The sequence below is a fragment of the Salipiger sp. IMCC34102 genome, from assembly GCF_004145405.1.
In the GTDB taxonomy this organism is placed as follows: domain Bacteria; phylum Pseudomonadota; class Alphaproteobacteria; order Rhodobacterales; family Rhodobacteraceae; genus Loktanella.
The window spans coordinates 97584-118916 of sequence record NZ_SELQ01000001.1 but is presented as its reverse complement, the minus strand read 5'-3'; the positions used below and the strand labels follow the sequence as shown (position 1 = coordinate 118916).

28 protein-coding genes are annotated in these 21333 nt (G+C 65.7%); 18 read left to right on the top strand and 10 right to left on the bottom strand.

Annotation, left to right across the window (positions count from 1 at the left end):
• Positions 1–89: 89 nt before the first annotated feature.
• Complete coding sequence (locus tag EU805_RS00605; RefSeq protein ID WP_129762007.1) at positions 90–905, top strand: response regulator; 816 nt, start codon at positions 90–92, stop codon at positions 903–905.
• Positions 906–908: 3 nt separating this feature from the next.
• On the opposite strand, the gene EU805_RS00600 is transcribed toward EU805_RS00605, so the two are convergent.
• Positions 909–1370, bottom strand: a complete 462-nt coding sequence (locus tag EU805_RS00600) for an Lrp/AsnC family transcriptional regulator (RefSeq protein ID WP_129762006.1) — start codon at positions 1368–1370, stop codon at positions 909–911.
• 134 nt (positions 1371–1504) lie between these two features.
• Between EU805_RS00600 and ald the strand changes: the two genes are divergently transcribed.
• On the top strand, positions 1505–2626 hold the full coding sequence (ald, locus tag EU805_RS00595; RefSeq protein WP_129762005.1) for an alanine dehydrogenase: 1122 nt from the start codon (positions 1505–1507) through the stop codon (positions 2624–2626).
• Here ald and EU805_RS00590 read toward each other — a convergent pair.
• The gene (locus tag EU805_RS00590; RefSeq protein WP_165351853.1) at positions 2613–3863 is read right to left on the bottom strand and encodes a DUF2254 domain-containing protein; all 1251 of its coding nucleotides are present in this window, start codon (positions 3861–3863) and stop codon (positions 2613–2615) included. The genes ald and EU805_RS00590 overlap by 14 nt on opposite strands.
• 1 nt (position 3864) lies before the next feature.
• Positions 3865–4779 carry a mechanosensitive ion channel family protein gene (locus tag EU805_RS00585; protein ID WP_207208045.1) on the bottom strand — a complete coding sequence of 305 codons (915 nt, stop codon included), beginning with the start codon at positions 4777–4779 and terminating at the stop codon, positions 3865–3867.
• A gap of 309 nt (positions 4780–5088) precedes the next feature.
• On the opposite strand from EU805_RS00585, the gene EU805_RS00580 reads away from it, so the two are divergent.
• Both EU805_RS00580 and EU805_RS00575 read left to right on the top strand, forming a co-directional pair.
• The gene (locus EU805_RS00580; RefSeq protein ID WP_129762003.1) at positions 5089–5304 is read left to right on the top strand and encodes a DUF2945 domain-containing protein; all 216 of its coding nucleotides are present in this window, start codon (positions 5089–5091) and stop codon (positions 5302–5304) included.
• Positions 5304–6311 (top strand): DNA topoisomerase IB, encoded by a 1008-nt coding sequence (locus tag EU805_RS00575; protein ID WP_129762002.1) that lies wholly within the window; start codon positions 5304–5306, stop codon positions 6309–6311. Before EU805_RS00580 ends, EU805_RS00575 begins: the two co-directional genes overlap by 1 nt.
• Here the strand turns inward: EU805_RS00575 and EU805_RS00570 are convergent, their stop codons facing one another.
• Together EU805_RS00570 and rpsU are read right to left on the bottom strand one after the other, a co-directional pair.
• Positions 6312–7040: a Crp/Fnr family transcriptional regulator gene (locus EU805_RS00570; RefSeq protein ID WP_129762001.1), complete on the bottom strand. Its 729-nt coding sequence runs from the start codon at positions 7038–7040 to the stop codon at positions 6312–6314.
• A 130-nt stretch (positions 7041–7170) separates the two neighbouring features.
• Positions 7171–7377: a 30S ribosomal protein S21 gene (gene rpsU / locus EU805_RS00565; RefSeq protein WP_056030482.1), complete on the bottom strand. Its 207-nt coding sequence runs from the start codon at positions 7375–7377 to the stop codon at positions 7171–7173.
• A gap of 109 nt (positions 7378–7486) precedes the next feature.
• Here rpsU and EU805_RS00560 point away from each other — a divergent pair, with 109 nt between their 5' ends.
• Both EU805_RS00560 and EU805_RS00555 read left to right on the top strand, forming a co-directional pair.
• Entirely contained in the window at positions 7487–8182 is a 696-nt protein-coding gene (locus EU805_RS00560) for a COQ9 family protein (protein WP_129762000.1), read from the top strand.
• Complete coding sequence (locus tag EU805_RS00555; protein ID WP_129761999.1) at positions 8179–9147, top strand: NAD(P)H-quinone oxidoreductase; 969 nt, start codon at positions 8179–8181, stop codon at positions 9145–9147. Before EU805_RS00560 ends, EU805_RS00555 begins: the two co-directional genes overlap by 4 nt.
• A 52-nt stretch (positions 9148–9199) precedes the next feature.
• On the opposite strand, the gene EU805_RS00550 is transcribed toward EU805_RS00555, so the two are convergent.
• The 5 genes from EU805_RS00550 to EU805_RS00530 form a co-directional block, all read right to left on the bottom strand.
• On the bottom strand, positions 9200–9814 hold the full coding sequence (locus EU805_RS00550; RefSeq protein ID WP_129762693.1) for a trimeric intracellular cation channel family protein: 615 nt from the start codon (positions 9812–9814) through the stop codon (positions 9200–9202).
• Positions 9815–9846: 32 nt separating this feature from the next.
• Complete coding sequence (gene rnhA, locus EU805_RS00545; protein ID WP_129761998.1) at positions 9847–10299, bottom strand: ribonuclease HI; 453 nt, start codon at positions 10297–10299, stop codon at positions 9847–9849.
• A 75-nt stretch (positions 10300–10374) separates the two neighbouring features.
• Positions 10375–10815 (bottom strand): DUF3429 domain-containing protein, encoded by a 441-nt coding sequence (locus EU805_RS00540; protein WP_129761997.1) that lies wholly within the window; start codon positions 10813–10815, stop codon positions 10375–10377.
• 123 nt (positions 10816–10938) lie between these two features.
• The gene (ispH, locus tag EU805_RS00535) at positions 10939–11889 is read right to left on the bottom strand and encodes a 4-hydroxy-3-methylbut-2-enyl diphosphate reductase (protein ID WP_129761996.1); all 951 of its coding nucleotides are present in this window, start codon (positions 11887–11889) and stop codon (positions 10939–10941) included.
• A gap of 138 nt (positions 11890–12027) precedes the next feature.
• Complete coding sequence (locus EU805_RS00530; RefSeq protein WP_129761995.1) at positions 12028–12597, bottom strand: NYN domain-containing protein; 570 nt, start codon at positions 12595–12597, stop codon at positions 12028–12030.
• Between the two features lie 128 nt (positions 12598–12725).
• Here EU805_RS00530 and folK point away from each other — a divergent pair, with 128 nt between their 5' ends.
• The 12 genes from folK (at position 12726) to EU805_RS00470 (ending at position 21318) form a co-directional block, all read left to right on the top strand.
• Positions 12726–13310 carry a 2-amino-4-hydroxy-6-hydroxymethyldihydropteridine diphosphokinase gene (gene folK / locus EU805_RS00525; protein ID WP_129761994.1) on the top strand — a complete coding sequence of 195 codons (585 nt, stop codon included), beginning with the start codon at positions 12726–12728 and terminating at the stop codon, positions 13308–13310.
• A 66-nt stretch (positions 13311–13376) separates the two neighbouring features.
• Entirely contained in the window at positions 13377–13730 is a 354-nt protein-coding gene (gene rpoZ, locus EU805_RS00520) for a DNA-directed RNA polymerase subunit omega (protein WP_129761993.1), read from the top strand.
• A 34-nt stretch (positions 13731–13764) separates the two neighbouring features.
• Entirely contained in the window at positions 13765–15891 is a 2127-nt protein-coding gene (locus EU805_RS00515; protein WP_129761992.1) for a bifunctional (p)ppGpp synthetase/guanosine-3',5'-bis(diphosphate) 3'-pyrophosphohydrolase, read from the top strand.
• Positions 15892–15909: 18 nt separating this feature from the next.
• Positions 15910–16563 carry a DUF2062 domain-containing protein gene (locus EU805_RS00510; RefSeq protein ID WP_370318149.1) on the top strand — a complete coding sequence of 218 codons (654 nt, stop codon included), beginning with the start codon at positions 15910–15912 and terminating at the stop codon, positions 16561–16563.
• Positions 16564–16591: 28 nt separating this feature from the next.
• A complete protein-coding gene (locus tag EU805_RS00505) occupies positions 16592–17335 on the top strand; it encodes a pyridoxine 5'-phosphate synthase (protein WP_129761990.1) in 744 nt (247 codons plus the stop codon).
• A complete protein-coding gene (locus EU805_RS00500; RefSeq protein WP_129761989.1) occupies positions 17332–17799 on the top strand; it encodes a nucleoside deaminase in 468 nt (155 codons plus the stop codon). Before EU805_RS00505 ends, EU805_RS00500 begins: the two co-directional genes overlap by 4 nt.
• Positions 17796–18110, top strand: a complete 315-nt coding sequence (locus EU805_RS00495) for a Dabb family protein (protein ID WP_129761988.1) — start codon at positions 17796–17798, stop codon at positions 18108–18110. The genes EU805_RS00500 and EU805_RS00495 overlap by 4 nt, the downstream gene beginning before the upstream one ends.
• Positions 18107–18508, top strand: coding sequence for a holo-ACP synthase (acpS, locus tag EU805_RS00490; RefSeq protein ID WP_129761987.1), 402 nt, complete (start codon positions 18107–18109; stop codon positions 18506–18508). Before EU805_RS00495 ends, acpS begins: the two co-directional genes overlap by 4 nt.
• A gap of 57 nt (positions 18509–18565) precedes the next feature.
• Positions 18566–19402, top strand: a complete 837-nt coding sequence (lepB, locus tag EU805_RS00485) for a signal peptidase I (RefSeq protein WP_129761986.1) — start codon at positions 18566–18568, stop codon at positions 19400–19402.
• Positions 19399–20079, top strand: coding sequence for a ribonuclease III (gene rnc / locus EU805_RS00480; protein WP_129761985.1), 681 nt, complete (start codon positions 19399–19401; stop codon positions 20077–20079). Before lepB ends, rnc begins: the two co-directional genes overlap by 4 nt.
• Entirely contained in the window at positions 20076–20990 is a 915-nt protein-coding gene (gene era, locus EU805_RS00475) for a GTPase Era (RefSeq protein ID WP_129761984.1), read from the top strand. The genes rnc and era overlap by 4 nt, the downstream gene beginning before the upstream one ends.
• Positions 20983–21318, top strand: a complete 336-nt coding sequence (locus EU805_RS00470; RefSeq protein ID WP_129761983.1) for a DUF1491 family protein — start codon at positions 20983–20985, stop codon at positions 21316–21318. Before era ends, EU805_RS00470 begins: the two co-directional genes overlap by 8 nt.
• Positions 21319–21333: the final 15 nt, after the last annotated feature.

Genomic DNA, 21333 nt, shown 5'->3' with positions numbered 1-21333 from the left:
ACCTGTGTTTGGACACAATCTTTAAGGAACCCAAACGCGTGATACGGGGTTGGGTTCCCGAGATGGGGAACAATACGGGACAAACTCATATGGCAAGCACTTCTGCCAACCAAGACATGACGACCGCAATCGGGACATATCTTCCCTATCTGCGGCGATATGCGCGTGCGCTCACCGGCTCTCAGGCCAGCGGGGATGCCTATGCCGCCGCAACGCTCGAAGCGATCCTGGAAGACCGTACCATTTTCGACACGGAGATTTCTCCGAAATCGGCGTTGTTCAAGACGTTGCACATGATGTGGTCGAGCACCGATGTCTCTGAACCCGGTGAATCCGCCATCGGCATCGAAGGGGCCGCGCAGCGACACCTCGCCAAGCTGACCGCCAACACCCGCGAAGCGCTCCTGCTGCACACGATCGAGGAATTCTCCTACCCCGAGATCGCCGACATCATGTCGATCGAGGAAACCGAGGTGTCTCACCTCGTGGACGTGGCACACCGCGAATTGGCCGACAGCGTCTCCGGCCGGATCCTGATCATCGAGGACGAGGCGATCATCGCCATGGACCTCGAGGCGCTCGTCTCGGACATGGGCCACAAGGTCACCGGTATCGCGCGCACCCATGAAGGTGCCATCAAGCTGGGCACGGCGGAAAAGCCGGACCTTATCTTGGCGGACATCCAGCTGGCCGACAATTCGTCAGGGATCGACGCGGTGAACGAGCTGCTGGGAGCCTTCGGCGACATTCCAGTCATCTTCATCACGGCCTTCCCCGAACGGCTGTTGACCGGTGACAAACCGGAACCTGCCTTCCTCATCGCCAAGCCCTACACAGAAGAACAGGTCAGAAGTGCCGTGGCGCAGGCGATGTTCTTCTCCTCGACCGACACCTTGATGGTGTAAGCTTCAGACGGGCAGGGCGGATCCCGCCCTGACCGTCCGCAAAGCGAAGCTCGACTGCATCTGCGCCACGCCTGGAAGGCGGGCCAGGTGCTGTCGGTGTATGCGCGCGAAATCCTCTGTATCCCGCGCGACGACCTTCAACAGATAATCCGCCGTGCCGGCCATCAGGTGACATTCCAGAACGTCCGGAATGCGGGACACGGCCCGTTCGAATGCATCCAGAAGCTCGTCGGCCTGACCGGAGAGGGTGATCTCCACGAACACCACGGTCGACAGGCCCAGCGCCTTCGCGTTCAACCGCGCGACGTAGCCGGAAATGACGCCCGCCCGCTCCATCCGTTGCACCCTGCGATGACAGGCCGAGGCGGACAGGTTCACCGCCTCCGCCAGCTCCCCATTCGTCATCCGTCCGGCGCGTTGCAGGACAGCCAGAAGCCTGCGGTCTGTTGCATCAATCTCGGACATGCGCAAAATCCTCCCGAAAATTGGCATAACACCGGTTAAATTTCCCGGTGTTTCCGCTCTCGGTCGTAAAGTGATCCAAGATCCGCCGCAAGGCGCGTGGCAAGCTGAGTGAAACGCATACCGGAGGATTGACCATGCATATCGGCTGCCCGAAAGAGATCAAACCGCAGGAATTCCGCGTCGGCCTGACGCCCAACGCCGCGCGCGAGGCGATTCTGCACGGCCACGAAGTGACGATCGAGGCGGGTGCCGGCGTCGGCGCAGGCTTCGTCGATGCCGACTACGTTGCCGCGGGGGCCCGGATCGCCGAGACGGCGGCGGAAATCTTTGCCGCTGCCGACATGATCGTGAAGGTCAAGGAACCGCAAGCGGTCGAGCGAGCGATGCTGCGGGAGGGTCAGATCCTCTTCACCTACCTTCATCTTGCCCCCGATCCCGAGCAGACGCGCGATCTGATCGACTCGGGCGCGACCTGCATCGCCTACGAGACCGTCACCGACCGGGTCGGCGGCCTGCCGTTGCTGGCACCGATGTCCGAGGTCGCGGGCCGGTTGGCGCCGCAGGTGGGGGCCTGGACGCTGCAGAAGGCCAACGGCGGCCGCGGCGTGCTTATGGGGGGCGTGCCCGGGGTCAGTCCCGCCCGCATCGCCGTGATCGGCGGGGGCGTGGTGGGCACGCAAGCGGCCCGGATCGCCGCCGGCATGGGAGCGGATGTCACTGTCCTCGACCGGTCACTGCCCCGGCTGCGTTACCTCGACGATGTCTTCGGCGGGGCCTTCAAGACCGGTTTCGCCAGTGCGGGCAACACGGCGGAACTGGCAGCCCAGGCCGACATGATCATCGGCGCGGTGCTGGTCCCCGGAGCGGCGGCCCCCAAGCTGATCTCTCGCGCGCAACTGTCGGAGCTGAAGCCCGGTGCGGTGCTGGTGGATGTCGCCATCGACCAGGGGGGCTGCTTCGAGACGTCGCGCGCGACCACCCACCAGGATCCGATCTACGAGGTCGACGGCATCATGCATTACTGCGTGGCTAACATGCCGGGGGCCGTTGCACGCACCAGCACCATCGCGCTCGGCAACGCCACGATGCCTTTCATGCTGGCGCTGGCGGACAAGGGCTGGCGACAGGCCTGCGCCGAGGATCCGCATCTGCTGGCGGGTCTCAACGTCCACGCGGGCCGCGTGACCTATGCCGCGGTGGGTCAGGCGCTGGGACTGGAGACGCTGGATCCGCAGGCGGCGCTTAAAACAGCCTGACCTCTTCCTCCGGCTGGTCGAGCGACTTGGCCAGCCGCCGCAACCGCTCCGCCTGGGGGTGGTCTGGCCCGGCGTGACGGATCAGGGATCGGGTCAGGTCCAGATGCCGGATCCGCGTCATACGGTCGGTGATCGTGTAGGGAATGCAGTTCTCGTAAGGGTCCAGCAGATCGTTGAAATCGGTATAGTGGATGGCCACGCGCGGCGTTTCCATCGGTTTCAACCCGCCGCGATATTCGATCGCTTCCAGAAGCCCCGCGTGCAGCCAGTTCAGGCAGTTCATCGCCGTGAACGGATCGTTGAACCCGGGCGACAGGGCACGGGCCACCATTTCGGTCATCTGGTCGCCCAGGAATGGCGTCGCCTGCTCCTCGGTCCGGGCGTTGCCGGTGGCGACGGCCCCGCGCAGGGTGTCGCGCTGGCGGTCGGTCAGGTCCGCGTCGGATTGCACGGTCATCATCGCCACCTGCGGGCTGACGAAGGTTCCGGGCGCGTGGTGGATCTCGATCAGCCAGTCGTTCTCACGCGCGCGATCGAAGAGCGTGTCGAGATCCATCTGCTGGATGTAGCCCGCGTCGTTGAGACGGATTTCGGTTGTGACCGCGCGGGTGCGCGCGACGGGCTGTTCCACCACCATGGTCTCGCGCATCTCGATCAGGCCGCGTATGTCCCGGCTGAACCGGTGGCCCAGGTCTGAGGCGATGTTCGAGACGTTGATCGTTTCGGGCACGTGGTGGACGTAGTAGATCATGGTGAAGACCGACAGGACCGTCAGGATCATCGCCATCAGAAGCGCGTATTGCGGCACGAAGGGGGCCTGTTCGTCCACGGCCCCCTGCATCGCGCGCAGCACGAAGATCGCGAAGGTGAAGGTCGCCAGAAGCATCCCGAAGCTGACCTGCGTGGACCGGTCGCGCATGAAGTTCCCGATCAGCCGCGGCCCGAAGTTGCCCGCCGCGAAACTGACCGCGACGAGCGTCATCGAAAACAGGACACCCGCCACCCCGATCACGGTCGATGCGATGGTGGCCAGGGTCTGGCGCGCCCCGTCGCCTTGCTGGTCGACCCAGCTTTTGGGCAGGGGGAAGGGGATGAGGTCGGGGTTGTGGTCCAGCCAGATCAAGAGCTCGGCGAGGATCAGTGCCGTCACGACGAAGGTCGAGGGTACGAACCAGTAGCTGGCCTTGACGTCCAGGATGATCTTCTTGACGAAGGCGCGGCTGTTGAAGACAGCCACGTCAGGTGTCGTCTTCGGTCGGGCCTGCCGCGCCCTGGTCGTCGTCCCGGCCCGCCCGCTCGATCTGCAGGGGTTCCTTGAACGTGAGCGTCTGGTAGGTGAACGGGATCTCGATGCCTGCGTCGTCGAGCGCGCGCTTGACCGCACCCACGACCTGATCGCGGCTGCGGCGGATGTCCACGGGCTTCGAGCCGGTCCACCACGTCACCTCGAAATCGATCGAGGACGCACCGAAGGCTTGCGCGAAGATCTGCACGTCCTTCACGTCGTCGCGCACCGATTCGACGGCCTTGACGGCCTCGGTGATGACGTCGCGCGCCTCGTCGACGTCCTCGTCGTAGGCGACGCCGCAAATGACGGTCGTGCGCCGCAGGCCGCGGTTGGTGCGCACCGTCACGGGGTTCGAGAACAGCGTGTGGTTCGGCATCACGATCAGCTGTCCATCCGTCATCCGCACGCGGCTGTCGCGGATGGTGATATCCTCGATCTGGCCTTCGTGGCCATCGACCTCGATGTAGTCGCCGATGCTGAAGGGCTCTCGCAGCAGGATCAGGATCCCGGCGAGGAAGTTTTCGAAGGTGTCCTTGAAGGCAAAGCCGATCGCCACCGATCCCAATCCCAGCGTCGTCAGCGCCTTGCCGGGCGTGATCGACGGAAAGACGACGGCCAGGGCGATCAGCGTGCCGATCAGCCAGATCGCGGTGACGGCCACGAGCACGAAGACGTCGATCAGGTTCTGCCGAAGATGCACGCGGCGACCGACCTTGCGGATGCCGGCCCGCACCAGCAGCACGATTGCCCAGATCATCAGGATCAGCAGCAGCGCCAGCCCTATCCGGGGGAGGGCGCGGATAAATCCGGTCGCGTAGGTCTCGAGCGTGCCGTACAGCGTCCCGGTCAATTCAGCGTAATCCATGACATTTCGAACGCGGCCAAGGTTTTTGGGTTCCCTGTCTTGCGCCAAATTCCGCCGAGTGAGGCGACGAGATCGCTTTTCCGTCCGATGATGGTACTTTTTGCAATTTTTGGGGGAACCTCCGGCGGTCGCCGTCGTTGGCATTGCAAGAACGCGCTTGTCCCCGCGCATTCTGCCAGCGGCCGGATCGGGTCCCTCCCCGAGCAACTTCGATCCGGTCGCCCCCCTCCCCACTTTGTCGCAGTCTGTGTCCGGAACCGGACAAATCCGGCTCGCGTTCCTCGATCACATTGAACAGGAGCGAACGACATGGCGAAGTTTTCCGAAGGCGACAAGGTCAAGTGGAACTGGGGCAACGGAACCGGGACCGGCACCGTCAAGAAGGTCTATACCCAGAAGCGCACGCTCAAGATCGACGGCAACGAGGTGACACGCGATGCCTCCGAGGACGAGCCGTCGCTGCGTATCGAACAGGAAGACGGTGACGAGGTCTTCAAGTCCAGCACCGAGGTCGAAAAGGCCTGATGAGCTTTACGGACATCCCCAAGGGCCACGGGTTGGTCTATTATCCCGACAGCGAACCGGGCATCGCTCGCAGGCGCGCGGGGCGGGGGTTTTCGTACACGGGTCCCGATGGCACCCGGATCGAGCGGGGTCCCGAACGCGACCGGATCGAGGCGCTGGGAATTCCGCCGGCCTATGCGGATGTCTGGATCTCTCCGATGGTGCAGGGGCATCTGCAGGCCACCGGTCTGGATGAGCGCGAACGCAAGCAATATCGCTACCACGACGATTGGACGCGATTGCATGCGCAGTTGAAGTTCGACCGCCTTGCGGACCTTGTCGCGACCTTGCCCCGCTTGCGCCGCTGGATCGAAACCCGGTTGCGCGGCGAGGCGGGAAGCTTCGACGTGGCCCTCGCCGCCACCTTGGCGCTGATCGACCGGGCGGCGCTGCGCGTGGGCCATGAAAGCTACACGCAGGACAACGGAAGCTATGGTGCGACGACCCTGCTGCAGGAGCATGTCACCGTGACGGGCGGGTCGATCGCGCTGGATTTCACCGGCAAGAGCGGCAAGCGGGTAGAGCGCGAGATCTACGCCCCGCGCCTGGCTGCGATATTGGAAGATTGCCAGGATCTGCCCGGGGCGGAGGTCGTCTCGTGGCAGGACGACGCGGGCGCGTCCCATGCGATCCGCTCTGAGCATATCAACGATGTTCTGAAAGACCTCTGCGGTCCGCAGGTGACGGCTAAGACCTTGCGCACCTGGACCGGAACCGTTGCGGCCTACCGTGCCGCACGCGAGGCAGAGACGCTGACGATCAAGACCATGGCGGAAGCCGCCGCCGCACGGTTGAACAACACTGCCACCGTGGCGCGCAACAGCTACATCCATCCCGCCGTCATCGAGCTTGCGGAACTCTCCGACGCGGAAAGAAACCGACTGTTCAAGCGGTTGGACAAGACAGGCTCGGTCGCGGGACTGCGCGCCGGGGAGGCCGAGCTTGGCGCCTACCTGGCGGCGGGCTGACTACATCAGCGGGCGGGGTTGTGCGGCTTCGACCTCGACCCCGGCAACGTCGGCCAATTTCGCGGTGTCGGGAACGGTGATGTGCCCGTCGGTCCAGCCGATGAACTGCCGCTCGCGCAGCTTGCTCAAGGTCTTGTTGGTATGCACCAGGGACAAACCCAGCGCATCGGCCAGATCCTGCTGGCGCAAGGGCAATTCCACCGTGGCGTTCTCGACCAGCCCCAGTCCTTCGGCGCGTTCGAACAGACGGAGCACCGCCCAGGCGACCGATTCCATGGCGGTGCGTTGCCCAAGGGTCGTCAGCGCCTCGCCCAGGAAGTGCTCCTCGGTCGCGCAGGCCCAGATGATATCATAGGCGCGTTCCGGGTTGTTCTTGATGAAGCCGAAGAGTTCGGAGCGGTTGAAGACGCAAAGCGTCATTTTCGATCGCGCTTCGATGGAATGGGTCATCTCCTCGCGGACGCTGCCTTGGAGCCCCAGAAAATCACCGGGAAAGACGAAATTAATGACCTGTCGCCGGCCGCTTTCGGTGGTCTTGTAGCGGATGCCGATGCCGCGCAGGACGGTAAAGAGCTGCAGGGCATTCGATCCTTCCTGAAGAATTGGCGTTCCGGCATCCACAGTCAGTTCCCCGACCTTGAATCGGTCCATGACGCGGACCTCTTCGGGGGACATCGGCACGAACATCTCGAGCCGCCGCAGCGGGCATCGCGCGCATTTGGTCGCCATTGCGTGCCCTTTCGATCGTTTTTTCCTTGGTTCAGCCTAAGGATGTCCGGTCGCCTGTCTACCGGAAGTTCGACACGAAAAACCCCCGCCCGAGGCCGGGCAGGGGTTTCTTCACTGTGTCGAGAACGGTTTAAAGCAACCCTTCGCGTTGGGCCTTTTTGCGCGCCAGCTTGCGCTGACGGCGGATCGCCTCGGCCTTCTCGCGCGCTTTCTTGACGGAGGGCTTCTCGAAATGCTGCTTGAGCTTCATTTCCCGAAACACGCCTTCACGCTGAAGCTTCTTCTTCAAAGCACGAAGCGCCTGATCGACGTTGTTGTCACGAACACTAACCTGCATGTGGTTTTCACCACCTTTCTAGTCGGATTTGCAATAAGTTGCAGGAGGTGGTCCCATAGCCGTTCCAGCCTAGCTTGTAAAGCCAGGCCCCGCGACGAAAGGCATCCCCATGACCCCCGACCCCGACAAACTGACCCTGCTCGACGCTATCGTGCCGCAGGTGGCCTTCGACGGCTGGTCCGAGACGTCGTTCAAGGCCGCCGTCGCCGCGACAGACGTGCCCGAGGTACGGGCGCGGTCCTTGTGTCCGCGGGGTGCCACGGATCTTGCGATCCTGTTCCACCAGCAGGGCGACCGCGCGATGGTCGAGGCGTTGCGGGCCGAGGATCTCTCGACGCTGCGCTTCCGTGACAAGGTGGCACGGGCCCTGCGCTTGCGTCTCGACGTGATCGAGGACCGCGAGGCCGTGCGCCGCGGTATGACGCTGTTCTCCCTGCCGCATCTGGCCGCCGACGGGGCCAAGCTGATGTGGGGCACGGCGGATGCGATCTGGACGGCGTTGGGCGATACCTCGGCGGACGTGAACTGGTACACCAAGCGCGCCACGCTGTCCGGCGTCTGGAGCGCGGTGATCCTCTACTGGCTGGGCGATCAGTCGGAAGGAACGGTCCAGACCACCGCCTTCATCGACCGCCGGATCGACGAGGTGATGCAGATCGAGTGGGCGAAATCCGCCCTGCGCGGCAACCCGCTGCTCAAGCCCCTCACTGTGCCTCTGGGCAAGCTGGGCGAGATGATCAAGCCGCCCCGACAAACGCCCGACATGGACGTCCCCGGCATGTGGCGGCCCGGAGCGCCGAAATGAGGGCGGTCGAGATCAGCAAGCCCGGCGGTCCCGAGGTCCTGAAGATCTGCGACCGGCCGGTGCCAGAACCGGGGCCCGGACAGGTGGTCCTCAAGGTGGCCTACGCCGGCGTGAACCGTCCCGACGCACTGCAGCGCGCGGGGGCCTACGACCCGCCGAAAGAGGCCTCCGACCTGCCGGGGCTGGAGGCCTCCGGCACCGTCCATGCGGTGGGCGAGGGGGTGACGGATCTGGCCGTGGGCGACGCGGTCTGCGCGCTGCTGCCGGGCGGCGGGTACGCGGAATACGTGGCAACCCCCGCGGCCCATTGCCTGCCAGTGCCCGAAGGCATGGGACTGCGCGAAGCCGCCTGCCTGCCGGAGACCTACTTCACCGTCTGGACCAACGTCTTCGACCGCGGGGCCCTGCGCAAGGGAGAGACCTTGCTGTGCCACGGCGGGTCTTCCGGGATCGGGACCACGGCGATCCAGATGGCCAAGGCCTTCGGGTCGAAGGTCATCGTGACGGCGGGGTCTGAAGACAAGCTTTCGGTCTGCCGTGACCTCGGCGCGGATGTCTGCATCAACTACAAGACACAGGATTTCGTGGAGGTGGTGAAGGCCGAAGGCGGGGCGGACGTCGTTCTCGACATGGTGGGCGGGGATTACATCCCGCGCAACGTGGCTTGCTTGAACGTCGAGGGACGGCTGGTACAGATCGCCTTCCTGGGCGGCGCCAAGGCCGAGATGAACTTCGCGCCGATGATGGTCAAGCGGCTGACTTTGACCGGCAGCACCCTGCGCCCGCAGAGCGATGCCGCCAAGGCCGAGATCGCGCAGGCGCTACTGGGCCACGCCTGGCCCTTGTTGGCCGAAGGCAAGATCGGCCCCGTGATGGACCAGGAATTCAGCCTGGAGGATGCCGCGCAGGCCCACGCCCGCATGGAAGCGGGCGATCACATCGGCAAGATCGTCTTGCGGGTCTGACGGGACGACTCTGCTCGCGGCTGCGTCGCGATGGCGGCTTGTCCGCCACCCCTCATACGCGCGGCGGGCGGCTGCGATAGACCGGTATCCGCCAGCGCCACGCGATCCCGCTCGCGCGCAAGGCGAAGGTCACCGTGCCGCACAGGGCCAGCGGGACGGCGCCCGACAGCCCGGCGGCCTGTGTCAGCACCGCGGCCATGGCCCCGGCCAGCGCGCAGGTGACGTAGGGCTCGCCTTGTTTCAGGACCAGCGGCACCTCGTTGCAGACCACGTCGCGGGCGAGGCCGCCAAAGCAACCTGTGGCGACCCCCATGACCAGCACGACGGGCCAGTCCATGTCCATCGCGCTGGCGACGGCGACTCCCGCGGGCACTGCGACGGCGAGGGCCAGCGCGTCGAACCAGACGATCCCGGCCTTGCGACTGTCCAGTCGGTGCGCGGTGAAGAACACCAGGATCGCAGCCGCGCCCGCGACGGCGATGTAGGTGGGGTCGGCGATCCAGAAGACCGCCGCGCGGTTCAGCAGCACGTCGCGCAGAGTGCCCCCGCCCACCGCGGTAAGGGCGGCCACGAAGACGAAGCCCACGATGTCCAGTTGCGCGCGACTGGCGACCAGCGCCCCGGTGATCGCGAAGACGAAGACGCTGGCGTAATCCAGGGCCGCCATCAGGACGGAGAGGTCCGCGAAGGCGTCCGGGATCACGGCTTGAAGGGCGCCATGCCGGCGCGGGCCAGTTCGTCGGCGCGCTCGTTCTCGGGGTGCCCCGCGTGTCCCTTGACCCATTCCCAGCGCACGTCATGGGCCTGCGTGGCGGCGTCGAGGCGCTTCCACAGATCCTCGTTCTTGACTGGCTTCTTGGCGGCCGTCTTCCAGCCGCGTTTCTTCCAGCCGTGGATCCAGGAGGTGATCCCGTCCTTCACGTACGAGCTGTCGGTCACGATGGTGATCGTGCTGCGCCCCGACAGGCTTTCCAGCGCCGAGATCGCGGCCATCAACTCCATCTGGTTGTTCGTGGTCTTGGCCAGGCCGCCCTTGAGCTCTTTCTCCTTCACCACCGCGTCGCCGTTGCGGGCGACGAGCAGGCAGCCCCAGCCGCCGGGCCCCGGGTTCCCCGAACAGGCGCCGTCGGTATAGGCAAAGAGGTCTGGCATGGCATGGGTCCTTCGCGTGTCGGGGGCTCGCGAAGGGTCATCGGGCGTGCGGGCGGATTTGTCCAGCCGGACCCTTCAGAGGATCAGCGGAAGGTAGGACAGGACCACCACGCCCGTGAGCAGCACGCGAAGACGCATCCACCACTCCGGGGCCCAGCCCTGTTTCGCGAACTGCCAGTCGAGCAGCAGAAGGCCCAGGAAGCCCGCGCAGAGGTTCACCGCCGCCGAGGTCGGCCCGCCGCCTACCATGAAGAAGGCCCACAGGGCGGGGATCACGGACAAAGCATAGGGTACCCAGGATCCCTGCCGCGTGGCGAAGCCCCAGAGCACACCCGACATGAACGACAGGATCACGGAGCCGTAGGAAAGTTGCACGAAGGGGGCGGTGAAGCGCCCCGAGAGGGCGACGTTCGCCCATGCGCCCAGATCCGGAAGGAGGGCAGTCAAGGCCCCCCACAGGAACGGCAGCAGACCTGCGAGGCCAAGAAGAAGCGGACCTTTGGGGATGCCGTGCATGTCTTCACCTCCATCTTGCCTGGCGCGGTTGCCGCCAAGCTGGCCGTTCTGGATCGGGCATGTCCCGGGGCTTTGCCCCGGACCCCGGTTGACTGCAGCCGGTAGAAGCCGCGGGGCGGTCTCTCAGGCGGGTTCGCGCAAGGCGCGGGGGACCTTGAATTCGACCGTCTCGACCGCGGTTTCGACCTGTTCGACCGTGACGTCGTAGCGCGCGCGGAAGGCGTCGATGACTTCTTCGATCAGCACTTCGGGAGCCGAGGCGCCGGCGGTGATCCCGATCGACGAGATCCCCTCGAGCGCACGCCAGTCGATGTCCGCGGCGCGCTGCACGAGCTGGCTGTAGGCGCAGCCTGCGCGCGCGCCGACCTCGACGAGGCGCTTGGAGTTCGACGAGTTGGGCGCGCCCACCACCAGCATCGCGTCGCACTTGGGGGCCATCGCCTTGACCGCCTCCTGCCGGTTGGTCGTCGCGTAGCAGATGTCTTCCTTGTGCGGCCCCACGATGGCCGGGAAACGGGCCTTGAGGGCGGCGACGATGTCGATGGTGTCGTCGACCGAGAGCGTCGTCTGGGTCACGAAGGCGAGGCGCTCGGGATCTCGCACCTCGACCCGGGCCACGTCATCGGGCGTTTCCACCAGAAGCACCTCGCCTTCGGGAAGCTGACCCATGGTGCCGATCGTCTCCGGGTGGCCGGCATGGCCGATCATGATCATCTGCAGGCCGTTCTCGGCGTGGCGCTGGGCCTCGATATGGACCTTGCTGACGAGCGGGCAGGTGGCGTCGACGTAGACCATCTCGCGCCTGGCCGCCGCCGCGGGCACCGCCTTGGGGACGCCGTGGGCCGAGAAGATGACGGGCCGGTCGTCGGGGCAGTCGTCCAGCGTCTCGACGAAAACGGCACCTTTCTCGCGCAGGCTGTCCACGACGAACTTGTTGTGCACGATCTCATGTCGCACGAAGACCGGCGCCCCCCACTTGTCGAGTGCCATCTCGACGATCTTGATCGCGCGATCGACGCCCGCACAGAAGCCGCGCGGCGCGGCAAGATAGAGGGTGAGCGCGGAATGGGTCATCGGAACTCCGGTATCAGGCTGTCCTGAAGGTAAGGGTGCCGCCGTGCAAGGTCCAGTGTCGGGCCCCTCCGAAAGGGCGCCGCATCCGATGCGCTTGGACCAGAACGGCAGGCGCAACGCCCGTCGGCCCCCGCTGGGTCAGGCGTCGGCCGTATCCTGCCGGTCGCGGTCCATCGGTTCGCGCGGAGGGCGGCCGATCACGTCCCGAAGATCCTCGAGATCGATGAAATTGTCGCACTGGCGGCGCAGCTCGTCTGCGATCATCGGCGGCTGGCTTCGGACCGTCGAGACGACGGACACCCGGACGCCTTGCCGTTGCAGCGATGTGACCAACGGGCGGAAGTCGCCGTCGCCGGAGAAGAGCACCACGTGATCGATCCGAGGGGCGAGCTCCATCGCGTCCACCGTCAGTTCGATATCCATGTTGCCCTTGATCTTGCGCCGGCCCGCGGCATCGGTGAACTCCTTGGCGGGCTTCGTGACCATGGTGTAGCCGTTGTAGTGCAGCCAGTCGACCAGAGGGCGAATCGGCGAGTATTCCTCGTTCTCGAGCAGGGCCGTGTAGTAGAAGGCGCGCAGCAATTTGCCCCGCCGCATGAATTCCTGCCTCAGCAACTTGTAGTCGATGTCGAACCCAAGCGCCTTGGCGGCAGCGTAGAGGTTCGATCCATCGATAAAGAGGGCAAGACGTTCGTCGCGATAAAACATTAAGAAGTCCTTGGGGGTCGCAGTCGATCTTGGGTGCCGAACGGGCGCACTTTAAGAGGTTTGACGAGGTGATCAGGCACCGGAACTGCGCTATATGGTAATCGCACGGCTCGCAACAAGGTGTCGAAATGTCAGGTGTTCGTGAAACGGCTTTCGTCGCCCTCGGCGCAAACATGCCGATCGAGCGGAGCCGGCGTATTGCCACCCTCACGCGTGCGATCGAAGCGATCGCCCGCGATCTGGCCCTGCCCGACACCTTGCGCGTTAGCGCCTTCTACGAAACTCCGGCCTACCCCGTTGGAATCGGTGCTGATTTTGTGAATGCCTGCGCCGCGTTCGAGACGACGCGGGCCGCACCTGAGCTGCTGGCGGCGCTCCACGCCATCGAGGCAGAAGCCGGCCGGACCCGTTCGAAGCGGTGGGGAGAGCGTTCGCTCGACCTCGACCTGTTGGCGCTGGGAGGGCAGGTGTGGCCTGACGTCGCGTCACAGGTCCGGTGGCGCGATCTGCCGCTGGAGCGGCAGGCCCGGGAGGCGCCCGCCGAGCTCGTCCTGCCGCATCCGAGGCTGCAGGATCGCGGCTTCGTGCTGGTGCCCCTGGCCGAGATCGCGCCGGGCTGGACCCATCCCGTGACCGGCCTGACGGTCACGGAGATGCGCGATGCCTTGCCGCAGGCGCAGCGCGCCGGAATAGCTGAGATCGACCGCTTGTAATTCGCAACCGCCCGTGGCATCAGCAGGCCTTGCTATTTCAGGTCCTTGACAAACAGGAGTGTGCCGATGGCCCGCGTTACCGTCGAAGATTGCGTCGACAAGGTTCCCAACCGGTTCGAACTGGTCATGCTGGCGGCCCATCGTGCGCGCGAGATCACGGCGGGTTCTCCGGTCACGGTCAACCGCGACAATGACAAGAACCCGGTCGTGTCCCTCCGCGAGATCGCGGACGAGACGCAGCAGGCCGACGATCTGCGCGAGCGCATGATCGAGGCAAACCAGACCCAGATCGAGGTCGACGAGCCCGAAGAGGACCAGATGGCCCTTCTCATGGGGGCCGAGGCCGACAAGCCTGTCGAGGACGACATGTCCGAGGAAAAACTGCTGCGCGCCCTGATGGAAGCGCAGGGTCAGCGCTGACGCGCGCGGCCGCGACATAAGGTGCCGGACCGGGATGACGACAGCCGATGACCTGATCGACCTGGTCCGCACCTACAATCCCCGCTGCAACGATACGCTTCTCAGGCGCGCCTTCGTCTTCGGAGACGAGATGCACGCGGGCCAGTTCCGCCACTCCGGCGAGCCTTACATCACCCATCCCGTCGCCGTGGCCGAGACGCTAGCCAAGATGCAGATGGACGATGCCACCGTCATCACCGCCCTGCTGCACGACACGATCGAGGATACGCCCGCGACCTTCGCCCAGGTCGAGGAAATCTTCGGCCGGGAAATCGCAGACCTGGTCGACGGTGTCACCAAACTCACGAACCTGCAGCTGAACAGCCGGGAGACCAAGGAAGCCGAGAACTTCCGCAAGCTCTTCATGGCCACCAGCCGCGATCTGCGGGTCACGCTGGTCAAGCTTGCCGACCGGCTGCACAACATGCGCACGATCCGGTCGATGAAGCCCGAGAAACAGGCGCAGAAGGCGCGGGAAACGATGGACATCTATGCCCCGCTCGCGGGGCGGATGGGCATGCAGTGGATGCGGGAGGAACTCGAAGACCTCGCCTTCCGCGTCCTTAATTCCGAGGCGCGCAATTCCATCCTTCGGCGCTTCATCAAGCTGCGGCAGGACGCCGGCGACGTCGTCAGCCGGATCACCACCGACATGCGGGTCGAGCTCGATCGCGCCGGTATCTCGGCCGAGGTCATGGGGCGCGCCAAGAAGCCCTATTCGATCTGGCGCAAGATGCAGGAGAAGGACCAGGGCTTCAGCCGCCTGTCCGACATCTACGGCTTTCGGGTGATCACCGCGACTGAAGCGGATTGCTACCGTGCCCTGGGCGCCATCCACCAGCGCTGGCGGGCGGTGCCGGGGCGCTTCAAGGATTACATCAGCCAGCCCAAGACCAACGGGTACCGTTCGATCCACACCACCGTCTCGGGCCGCGACGGGCGGAGGGTCGAGGTCCAGATCCGCACCCGCGAGATGCACGAGGTGGCCGAGACCGGGGTCGCAGCGCACTGGTCCTACAAGAACGGCGAACGGGTCGAGAACCGCTTCGCGGTGGATCCGGTCAAATGGATCAACGCGCTCACCGACCAGTTGGAGGACGACGAGGATCACAACGCCTTCCTCGAAGCCGTCAAGCTGGAGATGTATACCGACCAGGTCTTCTGCTTCACGCCCAAGGGCGATGTCATCAAGCTGCCGCGCGGGGCCACGCCGATCGATTTCGCCTACGCGATCCATACCCGGATCGGCTCGATGTGCCAGGGCGCCCGGGTGGACGGGTTGCGGGTGCCGCTCTGGACCCGGCTGAAGAACGGCCAATCGGTCGAGATCATCACGGCCCAGGGTCAGACGCCGCAATCCACCTGGATCGACATCGCCGTGACGGGGCGGGCCAAGACGGCGATCCGCAAGGTCCTGCGCGACCAGAACCGCGAACGCTTCATCCGGCTGGGACGCGAACTGGCCCGGGTCGCCTTCGAGAACGTGGGCAAGCGCATGACCGAGCAGGCGCTGCGCACCGCCGCTCGGGCCATGACGATCGAGGGCGTGGACGAGATGCTTTCGCAGATCGGCGGGGCGGAGATGTCCGCGCGCGACATCGTGGCGACGCTCTACCCCGATCTGCGCCCGCGCGAAGGTGACGAGGTGGAGGCCGCGCACGCGGTCGTGGGCCTGACCTCGGATCAGACGCACCAGCGCGCGCTTTGCTGCCAGCCCGTGCCGGGAGAGCGGATCGTGGGCATCGCCTTCCGCGGGCAGGGGGTGCGGGTGCATGCCATCGACTGCGCGGCCCTGGCCGATTACGAAGACCAGCCCGAACGCTGGATCGACCTGCGCTGGGAGGACGGCCAGCACCGGCCGGTGCATACCGTCACGCTGGATTTGTCGATCACCAACGACGCTGGCGTCCTGGGCCGGATCTGCACCTTGATCGGTGAGCAGGGCGCCAACATATCGGACCTGAAGTTCATTGACCGAAAACCCGATTACTTCAGGTTGCTGGTGGATGTGGACCTGCGCGATGTGGATCACCTGCATCGGGTCAGAACCGCGATTTCGGCGGACAGCAGCGTTTCGCACGTCAGCCGACACCGCGATCCGGGGCAATCGGGCGCGGGGTGACCGCAGAAAGGCCAAGTGGTGTTCAAGCGCAGGGACAGACGGCCGGCCTGGCAGATCGTGCGTCACACGGTGCGGCCCTACGGCGGCTGGCGGCGCGCATTCTGGTACGTGCAGGCCCGTCTGCAGCGCCTGCCTGACACGCCCGAGAAGATCGGTCGCGGTATTTGGGCCGGGGTCTTCACCACCTTCACGCCGTTCTACGGACTGCACTTCATCGTCGCGGCGCTGCTGGCCAAGATCGGGCGGGGCAATATCCTGGCCGCGCTGATGGCGACCTTCTTTGGCAATCCTCTGACCTATCTTCCCATCGCCGCGGCCTCTCTGACCACCGGTTACTGGATCCTGGGTCGCGACGAAAGCGCCCACGACCCGGCCGCTCTGGGCACCCGTTTCGCGGATGCGGGCCAGGACCTGTGGCACAACACGATCGCGCTGTTCACGCCAGAGCGGGCGGATTGGCACGGGCTGTCGCTGTTCTACGACGACATCTTCCTGCCCTGGCTGGTCGGCGGGCTGATCCCGGGCGCGCTGGCCGCGACCTTGTCCTACTACCTGATCGTGCCGGTGCTGACCGCCCAGCAGAACCGCCGCCGCAAGATCCTGAGCTCCAAGCTCGAGCGTCTCTCGACCCCGAGGCCGCCGGGGGATGGCATCGGGCCGAAAGACGGCTAGGTTTGCCGCAGACCGACAGGAGCCCGCCATGACCGATCGCCTGCGCCTTGGCGTAAACATCGACCACGTCGCCACCGTCCGCAATGCCCGCGGCGGCGACAATCCCGACCCGCTGCGCGCCGCGTTGATGGCGCAGGAGGCGGGGGCAGACGGCATCACGGCGCATCTGCGCGAGGACCGGCGCCATATTCGCGACGCCGACATGGCGGCGCTGAAGGAGCACCTGACGATCCCGCTCAACTTCGAGATGGCCGCCACCGAGGAGATGCGCGAGATCGCCTTGCGCACCCGGCCCCACGCCGTCTGCCTCGTTCCGGAAAAGCGCGAGGAACGCACGACCGAAGGCGGGCTGAACGTGGCGGGGCAGGCGAACGAGCTTGCCTATTACATGCGGCCCCTGCAGGAGGCCGGGGCGCGGATCTCGCTCTTCATCGCCGCGGACCGCGCGCAGGTCGAGGCGGCGCATCGCACCGGCGCACCCGTGATCGAGCTGCACGCCGGCGCCTATGCCGACGCCTGGGCCGAGGGCCGCTGGGCCGACCGCGACGAAGAGCTGCGCAAGCTGACGGAGATGGCCGCCTATGCCCATGACCTTGGGCTCGAGGTCCACGTGGGCCACGGCCTGACCTACGACAGCGTCGGCCCCATCGCCGCTCTGAGCGAGGTGCGCGAACTCAACATCGGCCATTTCCTCATCGGGGAGGCGATCTTTCGCGGTCTGGGCCCCGCGATCGCTGAGATGCGCCGCTGCATGGATGTGGGTCGCGCATGACGCCCGTCGACGCCGAACTCCGCGCGATGCGTGACGTCGCCGACGACGCCTTGCGGCTGCACGCCGAGCAGGGCGGTATCGTCTTCACCGCCGCCGTGGTCCAAGGCGCAAAGACGATCGTTACGGCCCGCAACGAGGTGGCGGAAACCGGCGATCCGTCGCGCCACGCCGAGATCGTGGCGCTGGCGCGGGCCGCACGGAAGCTGGGCACCCGCGATCTGTCGGGCTGCACGCTCGTCGCCTCCTGCCAGCCCTGCGAGATGTGCCTGTCGGCCATGCGCTGGGCCGGGGTCGACCGCCTGATCTTCGGTGCGCGCCAGGAGGACAGCGCGGCGGGCTTCTTCCAGTTCCCCGGCCTTTCCATCGCCGATTACCACGCGGCCTGCGAGGGGGTTTTCGGCTACCTCGGCGGGGTGGAGGAGGACCGGCTTCGCAAGATCTACACGCAAGGGGGCGGGTCATGATCGACCACATCGTCCTGTGTCGCCTTGACCCCGACCACGATCCGCAGGCGCTTCAGGCCGTCATGGCGGGGCTCGCGGGACTGGTAGGCACCTTGCCCGGGTTCCTGTCGTTCGCCCATGGGCCCAACCTCGATCTCGAAGCGCGCTCGCCCGGGTTCGGCTACGGGTTCCGCGCCACGTTCGCGGATCGTGACGCGCTCGGCGCCTATGCCGCGGATCCCGAACACCAGCGTTTGGGCGCGGCGCTCGTCGATCTGTGCGCGGATGGAATAAATGGCCTCTTCATCGCGGATCTGGACCACGTCGCATGATCCTCGGCATCGGGACGGATCTGGCGAACATCGAGCGGATCCAGCGCACGCTGGACCGCTTCGGGGATCGCTTTCGCAACCGCGTCTTCACCGAGGTCGAGCAGGCCAAGGCCGAACGGCGGGCCGATATCGCGGGGACCTACGCCAAGCGCTGGGCGGCGAAGGAGGCCTGTTCCAAGGCCTTGGGCACCGGACTGCGCATGGGCATCGCCTGGCGAGACATGGCGGTGACGAACCTTTCCACCGGGCAGCCCGTGATGGCCGTCACCGGCTGGGCCGCCGACCGTCTGGCCCAGATGACACCGCCGGGACACGAAGCGATCATCCACGTCACCTTGACCGACGACCACCCCTGGGCGCAGGCCTTCGTCCTGATCGAGGCACGACCCATCGCTTGACAGCACGCGCCTGCACGATCATCTAGCCGGGCATTCAGACTGACGGGACAGATCGCAATGGCCGAAGACAAGGGCGCCCTCGCGGGCGTGATCGAGACCGTCAAGACCGTGGTCTACGCGCTTCTGATCGCGGGCATCTTCCGCACGGTGCTGTTCCAGCCTTTCTTCATCCCCTCGGGGTCGATGAAGGACACGCTGCTGGTGGGCGATTTCCTCTTCGTCAACAAGATGGCCTACGGCTATTCCTACGCCTCCTGCCCGTCGATCTATCTGCCGGGGCTGGGCGTCGACATCGGCGCCGACGACTTCTGCGGCGTCTTCGAGGATTACGACGACCGTCTCTTCGGCAGCGATCCCGAACTAGGCGACGTCGTCGTCTTCCGCCACCCTGTCACCGGGCGGGACTTCATCAAGCGGGTCGTTGGGATGCCCGGCGACCGGATCCAGGTCCGCGACGGCACGCTCTACATCAACGACGAGGCGGCACCACAGGTCCCCGCAGGCGAATTCGTCGAGACTTTCGCGCCGCAAGGCTCCGCCCGTCAGCTGCCGCAATGCTCCAACGGGGCGGTGGGGCAAGGGTCTGACTGCATCAAGGAGCGCTATACCGAAACGCTGCCCAACGGCACCGAACACGCCGTCCTGAACATCGGCACCCGCAGCCTGGACAACACGGGCGTCTTCACGGTGCCCGCCGATCATTTCTTCTTCATGGGTGACAACCGCGACAATTCCACCGACAGCCGGGTCGCGCAGTCCGCCGGCGGAGTGGGTTTCGTGCACCGCAAGGATCTGGTGGGGCGCGCCGATCGGGTGATCTTCTCCTCCGCGGGCAGCTCGATGCTGGCCTTCTGGACCTGGCGGTCCGACCGTTTCTTTAAGGCGATCGAGTGAAGCTTTCGGCCCAACTGACGGCCTTCCAGGATCGGCTGGGCCATCGGTTCTCGGACCCGCAACTCTTGTTGCGCGCGGTCACGCATCCGTCGATGTCCAGCCCGCATCGCGATGACAACCAGCGGCTGGAATTCCTGGGCGACCGCGTTCTGGGTCTCGTGATCTCGGAGGCCTTGCTGGAGGCCGACAAGGCGGCCGCCGAAGGACTGCTGGCCCCGCGCTACAACGCCCTCGTCCGGCGCGAGACCTGTGCCGAGGTCGCCCGCCAGATCGACCTGGGCGAGGTGATGAAGCTGGGGCGGTCAGAGATGAAATCGGGCGGTCGCCGCAAGGACGCCCTGCTCGCCGATGCGATGGAGGCGGTGATCGCCGCCGTCTACCTCGACGCGGGCTTCGAGACGGCGCGCGGCCTCGTGCGCGGCCTGTGGGGCGACCGTGTCCGCAACGTGGCCGAGGATGCGCGCGATCCGAAGTCGGCGCTGCAGGAATGGGCGCAGGCCCGCGGGGAACCGCCGCCCACCTATACCGAGGTCGCCCGTTCCGGTCCCGATCACCAGCCCGATTTCACCATCGAGGCGCGGCTGACCACCGGCCAGACCGCCCGCGCCACCGCCCGTGCGAAGCGGCAGGCCGAACAGGCCGCCGCCACCGCCCTCTTGAAGAAGGTAGCCCCATGACCGACGACACCCGCGCCGGATTCGTCGCCCTGATCGGTGAGCCGAATGCCGGCAAATCCACCCTTCTCAACCGCATGGTCGGGGCCAAGGTGTCCATCGTGACTCACAAGGTCCAGACCACCCGCGCCCGGATCCGCGGCGTGATGCAGCACGGTGCCTCGCAACTCGTGTTCGTCGACACGCCCGGCCTCTTCGCGCCGCGCCGCCGTCTCGACCGCGCCATGGTCGCCGCCGCCTGGACCGGGGCCGGGGACGCCGACGTCGTTGTCCTGCTGATCGAGGCGCACCGGGGCCTGACGCCGGGCGTTCAGGCGATTCTCGACGTGCTGGCCGAGCGGGTTGGCCGCGCGAAGGTGGCGCTGGCCATCAACAAAATCGACAAGGTGAAATCCGAACGGCTGCTGGAACTCACCGCCAAGATGAATGCGGCCTATCCTTTCGCGGAAACATTCATGATTTCCGCCGAACGCGGTCACGGCCTCGATGCGCTGAAGGATTGGCTTGCGGGGCAGGTCCCCGAGGGCGCCTGGCTCTACCCCGACGACCAGATCGCCGATGCACCCCTGCGCCAGATCGCGGCCGAGATCACGCGCGAAAAGCTGACGCTGCGCCTTCACCAGGAGCTGCCCTACCAGCTGACCGTCGAGACCGAGAACTGGGAGGACCGCCCCGACGGCTCCGCCCGGATCGACCAGTTGATCTATGTCGTGCGCGACGGTCACAAGGGTATCGTGCTGGGCAACAAGGGCGAGACGATCAAGGCGGTCGGACAATCCGCCCGCGCCGAGATCGAGGACTTGATCGGCCGAAAGGCGCATCTGTTCCTGCAGGTGAAGGTCCGTGCAAATTGGCTCGACGACAAGGAACGCTATTCCGAGATGGGACTCGATTTCACGGACGGCGATGGCTGAGCCACGCCTGACCGCCGATTTCTGGGTGGCGGCCTACCTCGCGCGGCTGCGCAGCTTCGACATTCCCGCCTTCGTGGTGGCTCGCGGCGATGCGACCGCCGGGTCCGTCCTGGTCAAGCTCAACACCCTCGACGGGGAAGCGACCGCCTACCAGCGCAGCTTCGATTTGATGACCGGCGACCGTGTCTGGGCCGTCCTTGTCGAAGGGGCCGAAACGGACGTCGATGCGTCTGTCGCGCGTCAACGCGGCTTCGACCCCGACCTCTGGGTGATCGAAGTGGAAGATCGAGAGGGCCGTCATCTTCTGGACCAGCCGGGTCTGGCCTGACCGCACGAAAAAGGG

What these genes read in the sequence shown, in the direction of transcription:
- EU805_RS00605 (WP_129762007.1), top strand. Translation starts at nt 90, where the DNA reads ATGGCAAGCACTTCTGCCAACCAAGACATGACGACCGCAATCGGGACA.
- EU805_RS00600 (WP_129762006.1), bottom strand. Translation starts at nt 1,370, where the DNA reads ATGTCCGAGATTGATGCAACAGACCGCAGGCTTCTGGCTGTCCTGCAA.
- ald (WP_129762005.1), top strand. Translation starts at nt 1,505, where the DNA reads ATGCATATCGGCTGCCCGAAAGAGATCAAACCGCAGGAATTCCGCGTC.
- EU805_RS00585 (WP_207208045.1), bottom strand. Translation starts at nt 4,779, where the DNA reads ATGGATTACGCTGAATTGACCGGGACGCTGTACGGCACGCTCGAGACC.
- EU805_RS00580 (WP_129762003.1), top strand. Translation starts at nt 5,089, where the DNA reads ATGGCGAAGTTTTCCGAAGGCGACAAGGTCAAGTGGAACTGGGGCAAC.
- EU805_RS00575 (WP_129762002.1), top strand. Translation starts at nt 5,304, where the DNA reads ATGAGCTTTACGGACATCCCCAAGGGCCACGGGTTGGTCTATTATCCC.
- EU805_RS00570 (WP_129762001.1), bottom strand. Translation starts at nt 7,040, where the DNA reads ATGGCGACCAAATGCGCGCGATGCCCGCTGCGGCGGCTCGAGATGTTC.
- rpsU (WP_056030482.1), bottom strand. Translation starts at nt 7,377, where the DNA reads ATGCAGGTTAGTGTTCGTGACAACAACGTCGATCAGGCGCTTCGTGCT.
- EU805_RS00560 (WP_129762000.1), top strand. Translation starts at nt 7,487, where the DNA reads ATGACCCCCGACCCCGACAAACTGACCCTGCTCGACGCTATCGTGCCG.
- EU805_RS00555 (WP_129761999.1), top strand. Translation starts at nt 8,179, where the DNA reads ATGAGGGCGGTCGAGATCAGCAAGCCCGGCGGTCCCGAGGTCCTGAAG.
- EU805_RS00550 (WP_129762693.1), bottom strand. Translation starts at nt 9,814, where the DNA reads ATGGCGGCCCTGGATTACGCCAGCGTCTTCGTCTTCGCGATCACCGGG.
- rnhA (WP_129761998.1), bottom strand. Translation starts at nt 10,299, where the DNA reads ATGCCAGACCTCTTTGCCTATACCGACGGCGCCTGTTCGGGGAACCCG.
- EU805_RS00540 (WP_129761997.1), bottom strand. Translation starts at nt 10,815, where the DNA reads ATGCACGGCATCCCCAAAGGTCCGCTTCTTCTTGGCCTCGCAGGTCTG.
- ispH (WP_129761996.1), bottom strand. Translation starts at nt 11,889, where the DNA reads ATGACCCATTCCGCGCTCACCCTCTATCTTGCCGCGCCGCGCGGCTTC.
- EU805_RS00530 (WP_129761995.1), bottom strand. Translation starts at nt 12,597, where the DNA reads ATGTTTTATCGCGACGAACGTCTTGCCCTCTTTATCGATGGATCGAAC.
- folK (WP_129761994.1), top strand. Translation starts at nt 12,726, where the DNA reads ATGTCAGGTGTTCGTGAAACGGCTTTCGTCGCCCTCGGCGCAAACATG.
- rpoZ (WP_129761993.1), top strand. Translation starts at nt 13,377, where the DNA reads ATGGCCCGCGTTACCGTCGAAGATTGCGTCGACAAGGTTCCCAACCGG.
- EU805_RS00515 (WP_129761992.1), top strand. Translation starts at nt 13,765, where the DNA reads ATGACGACAGCCGATGACCTGATCGACCTGGTCCGCACCTACAATCCC.
- EU805_RS00505 (WP_129761990.1), top strand. Translation starts at nt 16,592, where the DNA reads ATGACCGATCGCCTGCGCCTTGGCGTAAACATCGACCACGTCGCCACC.
- EU805_RS00500 (WP_129761989.1), top strand. Translation starts at nt 17,332, where the DNA reads ATGACGCCCGTCGACGCCGAACTCCGCGCGATGCGTGACGTCGCCGAC.
- EU805_RS00495 (WP_129761988.1), top strand. Translation starts at nt 17,796, where the DNA reads ATGATCGACCACATCGTCCTGTGTCGCCTTGACCCCGACCACGATCCG.
- acpS (WP_129761987.1), top strand. Translation starts at nt 18,107, where the DNA reads ATGATCCTCGGCATCGGGACGGATCTGGCGAACATCGAGCGGATCCAG.
- lepB (WP_129761986.1), top strand. Translation starts at nt 18,566, where the DNA reads ATGGCCGAAGACAAGGGCGCCCTCGCGGGCGTGATCGAGACCGTCAAG.
- era (WP_129761984.1), top strand. Translation starts at nt 20,076, where the DNA reads ATGACCGACGACACCCGCGCCGGATTCGTCGCCCTGATCGGTGAGCCG.
- EU805_RS00470 (WP_129761983.1), top strand. Translation starts at nt 20,983, where the DNA reads ATGGCTGAGCCACGCCTGACCGCCGATTTCTGGGTGGCGGCCTACCTC.